The sequence below is a fragment of the Mesorhizobium sp. M0894 genome (assembly GCF_040319725.1).
Classification (GTDB): domain Bacteria; phylum Pseudomonadota; class Alphaproteobacteria; order Rhizobiales; family Rhizobiaceae; genus Mesorhizobium.
The window spans coordinates 508,216-521,434 of sequence record NZ_JAMYOG010000002.1; the positions used below are offsets into that span (position 1 = coordinate 508,216).

The 13,219-nt window shown below is 62.7% G+C and carries 13 protein-coding genes; 5 read left to right on the forward strand and 8 right to left on the reverse strand.

Going from position 1 to position 13,219, the window contains the following annotated elements:
- Positions 1-289 precede the first annotated feature (289 nt).
- Entirely contained in the window at positions 290-2,338 is a 2,049-nt protein-coding gene (gene parE, locus NKH91_RS05785) for a DNA topoisomerase IV subunit B (protein ID WP_352586974.1), read from the forward strand.
- Positions 2,339-2,516: 178 nt separating this feature from the next.
- Here parE and NKH91_RS05790 read toward each other — a convergent pair whose 3' ends face one another.
- Positions 2,517-3,638, reverse strand: coding sequence for a DUF2336 domain-containing protein (locus NKH91_RS05790; RefSeq protein WP_352844210.1), 1,122 nt, complete (start codon positions 3,636-3,638; stop codon positions 2,517-2,519).
- 152 nt (positions 3,639-3,790) lie between these two features.
- On the opposite strand from NKH91_RS05790, the gene NKH91_RS05795 reads away from it, so the two are divergent.
- Positions 3,791-4,240, forward strand: coding sequence for a MaoC family dehydratase (locus NKH91_RS05795; RefSeq protein ID WP_352844212.1), 450 nt, complete (start codon positions 3,791-3,793; stop codon positions 4,238-4,240).
- A gap of 3 nt (positions 4,241-4,243) precedes the next feature.
- Complete coding sequence (locus NKH91_RS05800; RefSeq protein WP_352844214.1) at positions 4,244-5,125, forward strand: HpcH/HpaI aldolase/citrate lyase family protein; 882 nt, start codon at positions 4,244-4,246, stop codon at positions 5,123-5,125.
- 21 nt (positions 5,126-5,146) lie between these two features.
- Here NKH91_RS05800 and NKH91_RS05805 read toward each other — a convergent pair whose 3' ends face one another.
- Positions 5,147-5,731 (reverse strand): nitroreductase family protein, encoded by a 585-nt coding sequence (locus tag NKH91_RS05805; protein ID WP_352495372.1) that lies wholly within the window; start codon positions 5,729-5,731, stop codon positions 5,147-5,149.
- A gap of 157 nt (positions 5,732-5,888) precedes the next feature.
- Here NKH91_RS05805 and NKH91_RS05810 point away from each other — a divergent pair, with 157 nt between their 5' ends.
- Complete coding sequence (locus NKH91_RS05810; RefSeq protein ID WP_352883867.1) at positions 5,889-6,851, forward strand: RgsD C-terminal domain-containing protein; 963 nt, start codon at positions 5,889-5,891, stop codon at positions 6,849-6,851.
- Between the two features lie 12 nt (positions 6,852-6,863).
- On the opposite strand, the gene NKH91_RS05815 is transcribed toward NKH91_RS05810, so the two are convergent.
- The 5 genes from NKH91_RS05815 to NKH91_RS05835 form a co-directional block, all read right to left on the reverse strand.
- Entirely contained in the window at positions 6,864-7,802 is a 939-nt protein-coding gene (locus NKH91_RS05815) for a lysophospholipid acyltransferase family protein (protein ID WP_352844218.1), read from the reverse strand.
- Between the two features lie 84 nt (positions 7,803-7,886).
- Positions 7,887-9,860, reverse strand: coding sequence for a threonine--tRNA ligase (thrS, locus tag NKH91_RS05820; RefSeq protein WP_352844219.1), 1,974 nt, complete (start codon positions 9,858-9,860; stop codon positions 7,887-7,889).
- Positions 9,861-10,028: 168 nt separating this feature from the next.
- A complete protein-coding gene (gene blaOXA, locus NKH91_RS05825; RefSeq protein ID WP_352844221.1) occupies positions 10,029-10,844 on the reverse strand; it encodes a class D beta-lactamase in 816 nt (271 codons plus the stop codon).
- Positions 10,845-10,990: 146 nt separating this feature from the next.
- Positions 10,991-11,365 carry a membrane protein insertion efficiency factor YidD gene (yidD, locus tag NKH91_RS05830; RefSeq protein ID WP_031194332.1) on the reverse strand — a complete coding sequence of 125 codons (375 nt, stop codon included), beginning with the start codon at positions 11,363-11,365 and terminating at the stop codon, positions 10,991-10,993.
- 79 nt (positions 11,366-11,444) lie between these two features.
- On the reverse strand, positions 11,445-11,612 hold the full coding sequence (locus tag NKH91_RS05835) for a hypothetical protein (protein WP_198030511.1): 168 nt from the start codon (positions 11,610-11,612) through the stop codon (positions 11,445-11,447).
- A 92-nt stretch (positions 11,613-11,704) separates the two neighbouring features.
- On the opposite strand from NKH91_RS05835, the gene NKH91_RS05840 reads away from it, so the two are divergent.
- A complete protein-coding gene (locus tag NKH91_RS05840) occupies positions 11,705-12,619 on the forward strand; it encodes a LysR substrate-binding domain-containing protein (RefSeq protein ID WP_023720145.1) in 915 nt (304 codons plus the stop codon).
- Here the strand turns inward: NKH91_RS05840 and NKH91_RS05845 are convergent.
- Positions 12,616-13,062 carry an iron-sulfur cluster assembly scaffold protein gene (locus NKH91_RS05845; RefSeq protein WP_023720146.1) on the reverse strand — a complete coding sequence of 149 codons (447 nt, stop codon included), beginning with the start codon at positions 13,060-13,062 and terminating at the stop codon, positions 12,616-12,618. The genes NKH91_RS05840 and NKH91_RS05845 overlap by 4 nt on opposite strands.
- Between the last annotated feature and the right edge of the window lie 157 nt (positions 13,063-13,219).

The following is a 13,219-nucleotide window of genomic DNA, read 5'->3' on the forward strand; positions in this document are numbered from 1 at the left end:
AACTGTAATCCAACATGCTTAAGCGACAGCCTCTTGAGGGTTTCGCTGCATTCTAGGTCAGCGACAGTCCGCGGATATCGTTTTTCAGCCAACCTTGCGGCGTAACCTTCGGACAAGGTTTACAAAGCGTCGATGCTCCAAGCTTCGACCCCATTTCCGCCGCTTGGTTGTCGAATGGTTTTGCAGTAAGAGGCTCTATCCTCGAACGTAACAGGAACCTCCGTCGCCTGCCCGCAAAAAGCGTGGCAGTATCGGGTGGTGATTCGCAGCATCGGAATCCAGGACCGGCATGGACGACAATAACGATCTTTTCGGCAATTTGGGCAAGCAGCCGCAACCGGCTCGCGCCGCGCGCCCGGCCGACCCGCTGGTGCAGGCGGCGAAGCGGCCGGCGCCCCGCGATGCCAGCGAGAGCTATAGTGCCGCCGATATCGAGGTGCTGGAGGGGCTGGAGCCGGTGCGCCGCCGCCCGGGCATGTACATTGGCGGCACCGACGACAAGGCGATGCACCATCTGTTCGCCGAGGTCATCGACAATTCGATGGACGAGGCGGTCGCCGGCCATGCTACCTTCATCGATGTCGAGCTTTCCGCCGACGGATACCTGTCTGTAACCGACAACGGCCGCGGCATTCCGGTCGATCCGCACCCGAAATTCAAGAAGCCGGCGCTCGAACTCATCATGACCACGCTGCATTCAGGCGGCAAGTTCGACAGCAAGGTCTACGAGACCTCGGGAGGCCTGCACGGTGTCGGCGTTTCCGTGGTCAACGCGCTGTCCGACCATCTCGAGGTCGAGGTTGCGATTGGGCGCAAGCTCTATCGCCAGCGCTTCTCGCGAGGCGTTCCGGTGACCGGCCTGGAGCAGCTCGGCGAGGTGCACAACCGGCGCGGCACGAAGATCCGCTTCCATCCAGACGAGCAGATTTTCGGCAAGGGTGCTGCGTTCGAGCCGGCGCGGCTCTACCGCATGGCGCGGTCAAAAGCCTATCTGTTCGGCGGTGTCGAAATCCGCTGGACCTGCGATCCCTCGCTGATCAAGGAAAAGGACACGACGCCGGCCAAGGCAGAATTCCATTTTCCGGGCGGCCTCAAGGACTATCTGAAAGCCTCGCTCGGCGACGAATTCCAGGTGACCCGTGAAATGTTCGCCGGCAAGAGCGAGAAGCAGGGCGGTCACGGCTCGCTCGAATGGGCGGTGACCTGGTTCGGCGGCGACGGTTTTATAAATTCCTATTGCAACACCATTCCGACAGCTGAAGGCGGCACGCACGAGGCCGGCTTCCGCAACGTTCTGACGCGCGGCTTGCGCGCTTATGCCGATCTGGTCGGCAACAAGCGCGCTTCGATCGTCACATCCGAGGATGTGATGATCTCGGCGGCGGGCATGCTGTCGGTGTTCATCCGCGAACCGGAATTCGTCGGCCAGACCAAGGACAGGCTGGCGACGATCGAGGCGATCCGCATCGTCGAAAGCGCCATCCGCGACCCGTTCGACCATTGGCTGGCCGACAATCCGCAGGAAGCTTCGAAACTGCTCGAATGGGTGATCGCGCGTGCCGACGAGCGGGTGCGCCGCCGCCAGGAAAAGGAAGTGTCGCGCAAGAGCGCCGTGCGCAGGCTGCGCCTGCCCGGCAAGCTCGCCGATTGCACGCAGAATGCAGCGGCCGGCGCCGAGCTGTTCATCGTCGAGGGCGATTCGGCTGGCGGTTCGGCAAAGCAGGCGCGCGACCGCGCCAGCCAGGCGGTGCTGCCGCTCCGCGGCAAGATCCTCAACGTCGCCAGCGCCGGTAACGACAAGCTGGCCGGCAACCAGCAGATATCCGACCTGATCCAGGCCTTGGGCTGCGGCACGCGCTCGAGATACCGCGACGAGGACCTGCGTTACGACCGGGTCATCATCATGACCGACGCCGACGTCGATGGCGCCCATATCGCTTCGCTGCTGATCACCTTCTTCTACCAGGAGATGCCGAGCCTGGTCCGCGGCGGCCATCTCTATCTGGCGGTGCCGCCGCTCTACTCGATCCGGCAAGGCGGCAAGGTCGCCTATGCCCGCGACGATGCGCACAAGGACGAACTTCTGCGCACCGAATTCACCGGGCGCGGCAAAGTCGAAATCGGCCGCTTCAAGGGGCTGGGCGAAATGATGGCCGCCCAGCTCAAAGAAACCACCATGGACCCGAGAAAGCGCACGCTGCTCAGGGTGGACGTCATCGACGCCGAGGCGGCGACCAAGGATGCGGTCGACGCATTGATGGGCACCAAGCCCGAGGCCCGCTTCCGCTTCATCCAGGAACGCGCGGAATTCGCCGCGACGGAAGTGCTGGATATCTGAGCGTCTTCTGCTAGGCGAGCCGCGGACGGCGGCTGTCACTGTGCGCAAGACTTTTCCGGATTTTTCGCGAAGGATGAGGCGTGGAACGGTTCAGCGTTTCACGGAAACGCCGAACCGCTCAGTTTTTTATTTTTTGACGCAAGTCGGAAAACCGTTTCACGCTTTTCCTGGAATTGCTTTAAGCAGCCGCGATCGCCAGCGCGTGCCCGCGTGCGTTCTCGCGCAGCGCATCGAGATGGATCGATTTGACCAGCCTGGCGAGATCGCCTTCGGCGGACTGTCCGCCCAATTCCTTCAGCATCAGCCAGCTGACTTCCTGGACGCCGGCGAGGCGTTTGCCATTGGCGACCTCACGCCAGACCTTCAGCGCGCGCAGGATGATGGCGTGGGTGGCGGCGGCAAGCCCGGCGCTGCGGAACAGTGCCTGCAACGCTATGTCATGCCCGCTGGCCAGCAGCGCCCTCACCCGTTGCTCGGGCTGCTGGCTGAGCGCGACCAGCGCCGAACCAAAGAAGTCGACCTTGCCGTGCGCGATGGTGCGGATGACGAAGCTTGCGGTCAGGTCGCCGCGCAGGCGCAGATGTTCGACAAGTGCGGTATGTTCCTCCGCCCGCGTGCCTTCGATCAGTGTCACCGAAGCCTTGACGCAAGCATCGCGCGTGATGCGCTCGGCCCTGGCGGCGCCCATCAGCGCCAGCACCAATGGCGACCCCTTGAGCATCTCCCCTAGCTTGACCAGCAGCATATGCCGGCAGTCGGCGGGCAGCCGGATGTCGGCGATCAGCGCCTCGCGCACCAGAGGCAGATGGCCGTGACGCTCGGCCATGCGGCGAAAGCTGACGGATGCGATGTCGGCGCCGCTATTGGCGAGCAGCGTGGTGCAGGCTTCCGGCTCACCGACCTCGGCGATCGCCGCCGCAACCGACATCGAGACGCGCGGCCGGTCGGCGATCACCTTCTGCGTCGCTTTCTGGCCGCCGGCAACCCGATCAATCAGGTCGGAATCGGTAAGCAGCGGCGAGCGCGCCAGTACCAAAGCGGCCACCTCGGGCTGGTCCGAAGCCAGCGCGCTGACGATCTGCGGCGGCGCATGATGGCTCATGGAAAGCGCGTCGGCGATCGCCAGCCGCACCTTCGACGATGCGTCATCGAGCAGCAACGTCAGCGCCGCCTCGGCAGCGCAGCGGTCCTCGAAAGGCAGGTCCGAGTCGACATAGGCGCGAGCCAGCGCGCTTGCCGCCGCAGCACGCTCCGACACCTTTGCCGTGTGGATCCATTTCAGGAAATGCGAAACGACCATGTCGCCTGCTTACGCCCTTTGCCAGAACGCTTCTGGCGCCTGTCGAGACCGTAGGCACAAATGGTTTACGAACGGTTCACCATGTTCGTTAACTGGCTTGCGAGCCCGGTATGCAACGCCTATCAACCCTTAAGCATTGGAGGAGACAGACCATGGCCGGCCTTTACCTTGAGGAGTTCGTTGTCGGCCATGTGTTCAAGCACACGCTGCGCAAGACCGTGACCGAAAGCGACAACATGCTGTTTTCGGTGATGACGCTGAACCCGCAACCGCTGCACATCGATTTCGACTTCGCCGCCAAGAGCGAATGGGGCAAGCCCCTGGTCAATTCGCTGTTCACGCTTGGCCTGATGATCGGCATCTCGGTCAACGACATCACCGTCGGCACCACCATCGCCAATCTCGGCATGAAGGAGACCGTGTTTCCGCACCCCGTCTTCCATGGCGACACGATTCGCGTCGAGACCACCGTGGTTTCGGTGCGCGATTCCAGGTCGAAACCGGACCGCGGTATCGTCGAGTTCGAGCACCGCGCCTATAACCAGAACGACGTGCTGGTTGCAAGATGCACGAGGCAAGCGATGATGATGAAGAAGGCATAGCCGATGCGTTCACTGCTCTTCGTTCCCGGCGATTCGGAAAAGAAGCTGGAGAAGGGCTTTGGCGTGGGCGCCGACGTGGTCATCGTCGATCTCGAGGACTCGATCGCCTCGCAGAACAAGGGGCTGGCGCGCGACACAGCGGCGCGTTTCATCGCCGGGCACAGGCACCGAACCAGCTCCGCGATCTATGTGCGCGTCAACGATCTTTCGACCGGACTGACCGACGACGATCTGGCGGCGCTCGTGCCAGTGAAGCCCGACGGCATCATGCTGCCTAAGTCGAACAGCGGACTGGATGTCCAGCATCTCTCGGCCAAGCTCAGGGTGCACGAAGCTGAAAGCGGCCTGCCGGATGGCGCGATAAAAATCCTGCTGATCATCACAGAAACGGCCGCCGGCGTTCTGGCCGCCGCGACTTACGCCAAGGCAAGCGCGCGGCTTGTCGGCGTCACCTGGGGCGCGGAAGATCTGTCGGCGGCAATCGGCGCGCGCTCGACGCGCGACGCGAATGGCCGCTACACGGATGTATTCCGCTTCGCCCGCACCATGACCCTGCTTGCCGCGAGTGCCGCGGAAGTCGCGGCGATCGACGCGGTCTTTCCGGATTTTCGCGACATGGCCGGCTTCGAGGCCGAATGCGCCCAGGCCGAGCGCGACGGCTTCACCGGCAAGATGGCGATCCATCCGGCGCAGGTGCCCGTCATCAACGCCGCCTTCACGCCTTCGGCGCAAGCGGTGAAAAATTCGCTGGCGATCGTCGAGGCATTCAAGGCGGCGGGAAACCCCGGCGTCGTCGGCATCGACGGCAAGATGTACGACCGGCCGCATCTCAAGCTCGCCGAGCGGCTCCTGGCGCGAGCCAGGGCAGCGGGGCTTGACGCTTAGGGTCTGGTTCCGGGTCGAAAATTATCCCACCCACGGCCCCGAATAGTCGGCGTAGAGCTTTGCCGGATCGGGCCGTGGCCGCTCCGGCGCTGGCCCCTGATAGGAGCCGATATGGACAAAACCGACGACCCGCTCATGCGGCGCCAGACCGAGGATCGCCCTGCCCTCTGGCACGTCGGAATACCAGTTGCTGATCATGTTGGTACCGTAGCCCAGCGCATTGGCGGCAAGCAGCAGGTTCATCGCAGCCATGCCGCCGGACAAGAACATCTCCCATTGCGGGATCTTTGGATTTTCCCTGGGGATCGAGATCACGCCGATGACCAGAGGCGCCCGCGAAAAGCGTGCCAATTCCTGGTTGCGGCGGCCTTCCGGCAACGGCCCTTCGCGCTGTTCGGCAAGTGCTGCCAACTCCTTGCCGATCTCGACGCGAGCCTCGCCGCGATAGAGGATGAAACGCCAGGGCTCCAGCCGGCCATGATCCGGCACCCGCGAGGCGGCGGCGATCATGGTCGCGATCTCCGCATCGCCCGGTGCCGGCTCTTTCAAATCCGGGATCGGCGCGGAATTTCGGGTCAGCAGAAAATCGATGATCGGCGACGCCATGGGCGCAAGTCTCCTGGAATTTGAGCTGAAGCGCGCCATCGGGATATCGGGCGGCTCGGGGCATTGGCGCGACGCGCCGGACAAAGAGCCCTCTAGCAGAAGCCGACCGGACTCTTAAGCCTTGAAATTGCCACCGCATTGGGCTTCAACGCAAGGCATGTTTGAGGGGACATTGCGTCTTTTCCTGATATGGCTCGCTGCCGCACTGTTGATGGTGCCGGTTTCGCTTGCCGCCGCCCAGAATGTAGACGGCCTCAGTGATCTGAAACTTCCCGGAATTTCGGGCTATGCGCCTCCGAAAAGCGAGACATCGCTGGCATTGGGCAGCAGCGGGGCGATCACGCTGTCGGCGCAATTGACCGACAAGGGTGCCGACATCACGCGCGGCATCGTCTGGCGCGTCTTCAAGCCCGAATCGGCCGACGGCAAGCTGCCGATGGTCGCCTCCGCTCATGGCGGCACCGCCGTATTCCAGCTCGAGCCAGGTTCCTATCTGGTCCATGCCTCCTACGGGCGGGCCGGCGCCACCAAGCGCATCACCGTCGGCAAGGAAGCCAAGCGTGAGAGCCTCGTGCTCGATGCCGGCGGCCTCAAGCTCGATGCCGTGCTGTCGGGAGGGGTGCGCATACCGCCGAAGAAGCTGCGCTTCTCGATTTATGAGAGCCACGCCGCGGCCGATGGCGATCGCGCGCTGATCATACCCGATGTCGAGCCGAACAGCGTCGTGCGGCTCAATGCCGGCACCTACCACGTTGTTTCGACCTATGGCGCTGTGAACGCGGTCATCCGCTCCGACATCCGCGTCGAGGCCGGCAAGCTGACCGAAGCGACGGTCGAGCATCGTGCCGCCGAGATGACCATGAAGCTGGTGCGCGAGCCGGGCGGTGAGGCGATCGCCGACACCTCCTGGTCGCTGCTGAACGAGTCCGGCGACCCGATCAAGGAGACCGTCGGCGCCTTTGCCTCGATGGTGCTGGCCGAGGGCGACTACACCATCATCGCCAAAAACCGCGACCGCATCTACCAGAAGGATTTTACGGTGGTGGCCGGACACAATCAGGACATCGAAGTCCTGGCAACCGAAGCTTCGGCCATCGATTCCGAGGAAGGCGCCGACTAAGCCGCGCCCCCTCTAGGCTGCTTTGCGCATGCGTCGCGCCAGCAACGGCACGCGGCCAGTCGTCTCGGCCGGCGCCAGATCGAAGACGCCGCGCTGAAGGCGGTCGAGCAAGGCCTTGCGGTCTCGCAGCGGCTCCAGTTCGTCCCACCCCAGCACGTCGCCGACGCGCACGTCGATCGATTTGCCGGAGAGCCGCGCAAATTCACGGATGAGCAGCGATGTGCGCAGTGTCAGCGAGGCCTTGCCGACGAATTTCGCCACACGCCCGTCGCGTTCGGCCATGTTCATCGGTCCGCTGACCAGATGGAACAGCCGGCCGTTCTGGCCCGAAAAATGCAATGGGATGACCGACGCCTTTGCGTCCTGAACGAGACGGGCCGGAAACACCTTCCACGGCAGATCGCGTGCCCGGCCAAACCCCTTCGGCGCGGTGGCGACACCTCCCGCCGGAAAGACGACGATGGTGACGCCCTCCTTGAGCAGCCGCACCGCTTCATGGCGGACCGCCATGTTGTTCTTCAGCGCGTCCTTGGTCTCGGAAAAGTCGATCGGCAGCGAATAGGGCTCCATCTCGCGGATCTTGAGCAGATCCCTGTGGATCATGACGCGGAACGGTCGGCCGAGCTGCTCCGCCAGCGACAGCACGGCAATACCGTCGCCGATGCCGAACGGATGGTTGGCAACAATCACCAGCGGCGTGTCGGGCAGGTTTGCCGGCGGCCATTGACCGGCGGTCCGCACCCGGACGTCGATCAGCTCCAGCATGCGGCTGAACACGCGCTCGCTGTTCGGCACCACTTGCCGGCGCCAGAAATCATAGAGTGCGGCGAAGCGATCACGTCCCGACAGGCCTTCGACCGAATGGATGAACCAGCGCGTCAACGCCGGCTGATGCGGACCGGCATAGGAGAGCTCGGGAAACGGTCTTTCGCGCATCTTCAGCTTGAGCATGGGGCTCGCTACACAACTGGCGTGACAAGCATATGAAAATGGCGGTGGAGCGATCCACCGCCATTTCGTTGCTGATTGGCCGGCTCAGGCCGCGCGGCGCTTGCGGTCGGGTGTCACCGCCTCGTCGGAAAGCAGTTTCACGGCGGCCGCGAGGCCAAGCGATTCCTGGTCGCGCGACCCGAGACGGCGGACATTGACCGTTTCTTCCTCAGCCTCGCGCTTGCCGCAAACGAGGATGACCGGCACCTTGGCAAGGCTGTGCTCTCGGACCTTGTAGTTGATCTTCTCGTTGCGCAGGTCGGTTTCGGCGATCAGCCCCGCCGCCTTCAGCTGCGCAACGACTTTTCGCGCGTAATCGTCGGCATCGGAAGTGATCGTGGCCACCACCACCTGCAGCGGCGCGAACCAGAGCGGGAAATGGCCGGAATAATTCTCGATCAGGATGCCGAGAAAACGCTCCATCGAACCGCAGATGGCGCGATGCACCATCACCGGCTGCTTCTTTTCCGAATCGGAGCCGATGTAGAAGGCGCCGAACCGTTCCGGCAGGTTGAAGTCGACCTGCGTGGTGCCGCATTGCCAGTCGCGGCCGATGGCGTCCTTCAGCACATATTCGAACTTCGGCCCGTAGAACGTGCCCTCGCCCGGATTTACGCCCGTCTTGATCCGGTTGCCCGACCGCGCCGCGATCTTGTCGAGCACGTCCTGCAGCACGCCCTCGGCGTGATCCCACATCGCGTCGGTGCCGACCCGTTTTTCGGGGCGGGTCGCCAGCTTGACCGTGATTTCGTCGAAGCCGAAATCGGCATAGGTCGACAGGATCAGGTCGTTGATCTTGATGCACTCGTCGGCGAGCTGTTCCTCGGTGCAGAAGATGTGGGCATCGTCCTGGGTAAAGCCGCGCACCCGCATCAGCCCGTGCAGTGCGCCGGACGGCTCATAGCGATGCACATTGCCGAATTCCGCAAGTTTTACCGGCAGATCGCGGTAGGACTTCAGCCCGTGTTTGAAGATTTGGACGTGGCCGGGGCAGTTCATCGGCTTCAGCGCAAACACCCGGTCGTCGTCGGTGTCGTCGCCGGCGACCGTCACCTTGAACATGTTGTCCCGGTACCAGCCCCAGTGGCCTGAGGTCTCCCACAGGCTCTTGTCGAGCACCTGCGGCGCGTTGACCTCCTGGTAGCCCTGCTCGTCCAGGCGGCGGCGCATGTAATTGACCAGGTTCTGGAACATCCTCCAGCCTTTGGCGTGCCAGAACACGACCCCGGGGCCCTCCTCCTGGAAATGGAACAGGTCCATCTCACGGCCGAGCTTCCTGTGGTCGCGCTTCTCGGCTTCCTCCAGCATCGTCTGATAGGCTTCGAGCTGCGCCTGGTCGGCCCAGGCCGTGCCGTAGATGCGCGTCAGCATCGGGTTGTTGCTATCGCCGCGCCAATAGGCGCCGGCGACCTTCATCAGCTTGAAGGCGTTGCCGATCTGGCCGGTCGAGGCCATGTGCGGACCGCGGCAAAGGTCGAACCAGTCGCCCTGCGCATAGATCTTGAGATCCTGATCCTCGGCGATGGCGTCGATCAGCTCGAGCTTGTAGCGCTCGCCCTTGTCGGCAAAGATCCTTTTCGCCTTTTCACGCGACCACACCTCTTTGGTGAACGGCTTGTTGCGCGCAATGATCTCGCGCATCTTCTTCTCGATCACCGGGAAATCGTCGGGCGTGAACGGCTCGTTGCGGGCGAAGTCGTAGTAGAATCCGTTCTCGATCACCGGCCCGATGGTCACCTGCGTTCCCGGCCAAAGTTCCTGCACGGCTTCGGCCAGCACGTGCGCGGCATCATGGCGGATGAGCTCCAGCGCACGCGGATCCTCGCGGGTGATGATTTCGAGCTTGCCTGATTTGCCGATCGGGTCGGAAAGGTCGCGCAACGTGCCGTCGATGCTGTAGGCAACGGCCTTCTTGGCCAGCGACTTCGAGATCGATTCCGCCAGGCCGGCGCCGGTCATCGCCGCGTCGTAGTCGCGGACGGAGCCATCGGGAAATGTCAGGGAGACGGAATTCAGCATTAAATTCTCCTATCCAGTCCCGCAAACGAGCGCGGGTGGTAAAATGCACGTCGCCCAAAACTGCGTAGCGATTTTGGGGTTGCGACTTACATCAAGTAAGAGCCGGATGCGTCCGGCGGCGAGCGGTCTTTTATGGGCAGTTTTCGGCGCCGTAAAGCCGGATTTAGGTCACCCGAGGAGATTCGACAGCTCTTTCAGGAACATCGCCCGCGTCTTGAGCCCCTTCGGCGTGTCGGAACGTTTCGTATCGACTACGAGGCGGGCAAAGACGATCTTGCGAGCATCCTTCTGCGCCCAGCCAACAAACCAGCCAAGCGAGCGCTTGTCGGCATCGTCGCCACGCCTGGTCGTCCCGGTCTTGCCCTGCACCGTCCAGCCGCCCGCCCGGAAGGTCGGGACAATCGCATTGGTCATCGCATGGGCCTTGTCCGAGACCGGCAGATTCCGCGCCAGCAGCTTGCGCAGGAAATCGACCTGCTCGACCGGCGATATCTCGAGCGAAGAATTCACCCAGGAATGGGTGAGGCCGTCATTCTTGCCGGAATTGCCGGAGACGTCGGTGTTGCCATAGTCCAATCTGGACACATAGCCGGCAAACTGTTTGCTGCCGAGCCGGCGCGTGATCTCGCGTGAGAACCAAAGGACCGAATCCCTTTCCCAGATCGTCGGGTCGACGGTCTTGCGGTCCCGTTTCGGCGCGTTGAACTCCGCTTTGTACTCCCAATTCGGTGTATGCTCGTCGCCCAGGATTCCGGCGTCATAGCCGATCAGCGCCAGCGGAATCTTGAATGTCGAGGCGGGGCTGACGCGCTGATCGCAAACCCCTTGCCGGTACAGTGTCTCGCCGCTCGCGGCGTCGACGATCAGCGTGCATTCGACGTCCCCGAGCGGCGCCGATTGCGCACGGATCGGAAAGCCCAACAGCCACGCCAGGACATAGAGAACCACGGCGAAAACGAAGGGAAGACGATCTATCCGGCGCATTTGGCAATCTCTCCTGAAGGGTATCAGGAGCGGCTTAGCGAGGCGTCTTGTCTCGATTTTGTCTTAAATGCGCTATGTCCGCGCAAGCTGCGGTTAACCCTACCAGATCGTAAACAGCGGTGCGGTTGTGTAACGAACAGTTGCGGTCAACTGTCTAGGTCGCCACGTTTTTTCCCGATCCGCCAGTACCGCCACGGCGCAAACCAGACATAGCGCTCAGCCAGGGTTTCGGGCACGCGGTCGATGCCATGCGTCCCTAACGGCCCGCAGCGCAGCACGCGAAAGAATCCCATCCAGCCGCCGGCCCATAGTCCATGCCGGGCGATCGCTTCGTGCGCGTATTCGGAACAGGTCGGCAGATGCCGGCAGGAATTGCCCACAAAGCCGGACAGCGTCAGCTGGTAGAGCCGGACGAGCGACGTGCCGAAGACGCGGCCCGGCGTCTTGCGCCACGGGCCGGGCCAGTTGCGTCCTTGTCGAATCGGCCTGGCGCCGTGCGCATGCCGATGTTGGCCGACCACCACAGTCTCCGCGTCGCGTTTCCCTTCAGGATAGATGTGCGCATCGGGCCGGGAACGCAATGCCGTTCCGGCAATCCCGTCACTGCCTCGAACGGCGAACCGGGTACCGGTCGGGCGTCGGCTTCCGACATGCGGCGACGCTGGTCGGCGGCCTCCCCTCGCACCAGTCGCCATGCGGTTTCTCGTCATGCCATTGAAATGTCGCGATCCGCACGACATCGCCCAGGATGTTGAGAAACTGGATCATGGCAGCACTCCTTTGAGCACCGATTAGAGCGCCGCTGGCCTTGCTCTTCAAACGAGTATAACGTCGACGTCAGATAACTCTGAGTTATGCGAATGAAGCGCGGACGCCTCCCCCTGACGGCTCTTAGAAGCTTCGAAGCAGCCGGTCGTCACCTGAGCTTCAGCCGTGCGGCCGAGGAGCTTTATGTTTCGCAGGCGGCGATCAGCCGCCAGATCCGCGAGCTCGAAACATTCCTGCGCCAACCTTTGTTCTTCCGCCATCATCGCCGCGTCGAATTGACCGACACCGGCCGGCGGCTGCTCGACCAGTTGGTCAGAAGTTTCGGGGGCATCGACAGGCTGCTTTCGGAATTGACGGCGGCCCCGACGCAGTCCGTGGTCCGTGTCAGCGTCGAGCCGTCGCTTGCATCCGTATGGCTGGTGCCGCGGCTCAACCGATTTCGCCAGTTGCGACCCGATATCGACGTTTCCCTTGAGGTCGACCCGAGGTTGATAGAGTTCCGCAGCGATCAGCCTGAACTTGCTCTACGCTTCAGTGCGCACGCCACTTCATGGCCACGCAGCGAAGCCGAACAGCTTGCCTCGGTCGTCGATTCACCGGTTCTGTCGCCGGCGCTTCTTGCGTCCGGGCCAGCTCTGGAAAAACCGATCGACCTTGGTCGCTATACATTGCTGCACGAAGAAAACCGTCAGGCTTGGACGCGCTGGTTCGAAGCGGCCGGCGTGACCCCTGAAGCCGTGCCTGCGCGTGGACCGATGCTGGCGGATGCCTCGCTCTCGAAGCAGGCAGCCTTGCTTGGACATGGTGTCGCACTGGGCGATCTTTTGCAGATCGGCGAAGAACTTGCGTCCGGCGCGCTGGTCAAGCCTTTCGACATCGACGTTGCGTCCGGCGCCTATTGGCTGGTGGCCAGAAGACTAAACGACCTTTCCGAGCCGGCCAGGGCTTTTGCCGACTGGGTCCGGGCGGAATTCGCCGAAAGCCGGCGTTTTCTTGCCGAGGTTTAGGCCGCCTGTTCCGCCCGCTTCTTCTCGATTTGGCCGATCGCGTCGACCACTGCGTCGAAGGTCAGCATGGTCGAGGCGTGGCGCGCCTTGTAATCGCGCACCGGTTCCAGGTATTTCAGGTCGGCGAAGCGGCCTTCGGGCGGCGGGCCATTTTCCTTCAGCATTTTTAGCATCGTCTCGCGCACGCTGCGCAGTTCTTCCGCGCTGGCGCCGACGACATGCTGCGCCATGATCGAAGACGACGCCTGGCCAAGCGCACAGGCCTTCACGTCATGCGCGAAATCGCTGACGACGCCGTCATCCATCTTCAGATCGACGGTCACTGTCGAGCCGCACAGCTTGGAATGTGCTCGTGCGGTTGCGTCGGGCCGGTCGAGCCGACCGATCCGTGCGATATTTCCGGCAAAACCCAGAATTTTCGCATTGTAGACATCGTCGATCATATTTTTCCAATCCGTCGCCGCCCAGCGAACAGCGATTGCCGCTCTGGCGTCTTCCTTTCGCTCGGCACGAACATATATAATGGTCGTAGTCGGGTATCGACAAGGCGACCGCAAGTCTCGTCCTGCCCAAATCTGTTCACGCCACTTACGGGCTGGA

What these genes read in the sequence shown, in the direction of transcription:
- NKH91_RS05795 (WP_352844212.1), top strand. Translation starts at nt 3,791, where the DNA reads ATGGCCGGCCTTTACCTTGAGGAGTTCGTTGTCGGCCATGTGTTCAAG.
- parE (WP_352586974.1), top strand. Translation starts at nt 290, where the DNA reads ATGGACGACAATAACGATCTTTTCGGCAATTTGGGCAAGCAGCCGCAA.
- NKH91_RS05815 (WP_352844218.1), bottom strand. Translation starts at nt 7,802, where the DNA reads ATGCTCAAGCTGAAGATGCGCGAAAGACCGTTTCCCGAGCTCTCCTAT.
- thrS (WP_352844219.1), bottom strand. Translation starts at nt 9,860, where the DNA reads ATGCTGAATTCCGTCTCCCTGACATTTCCCGATGGCTCCGTCCGCGAC.
- NKH91_RS05840 (WP_023720145.1), top strand. Translation starts at nt 11,705, where the DNA reads ATGAAGCGCGGACGCCTCCCCCTGACGGCTCTTAGAAGCTTCGAAGCA.
- blaOXA (WP_352844221.1), bottom strand. Translation starts at nt 10,844, where the DNA reads ATGCGCCGGATAGATCGTCTTCCCTTCGTTTTCGCCGTGGTTCTCTAT.
- NKH91_RS05835 (WP_198030511.1), bottom strand. Translation starts at nt 11,612, where the DNA reads ATGATCCAGTTTCTCAACATCCTGGGCGATGTCGTGCGGATCGCGACA.
- NKH91_RS05790 (WP_352844210.1), bottom strand. Translation starts at nt 3,638, where the DNA reads ATGGTCGTTTCGCATTTCCTGAAATGGATCCACACGGCAAAGGTGTCG.
- NKH91_RS05810 (WP_352883867.1), top strand. Translation starts at nt 5,889, where the DNA reads ATGTTTGAGGGGACATTGCGTCTTTTCCTGATATGGCTCGCTGCCGCA.
- NKH91_RS05845 (WP_023720146.1), bottom strand. Translation starts at nt 13,062, where the DNA reads ATGATCGACGATGTCTACAATGCGAAAATTCTGGGTTTTGCCGGAAAT.
- NKH91_RS05800 (WP_352844214.1), top strand. Translation starts at nt 4,244, where the DNA reads ATGCGTTCACTGCTCTTCGTTCCCGGCGATTCGGAAAAGAAGCTGGAG.
- NKH91_RS05805 (WP_352495372.1), bottom strand. Translation starts at nt 5,731, where the DNA reads ATGGCGTCGCCGATCATCGATTTTCTGCTGACCCGAAATTCCGCGCCG.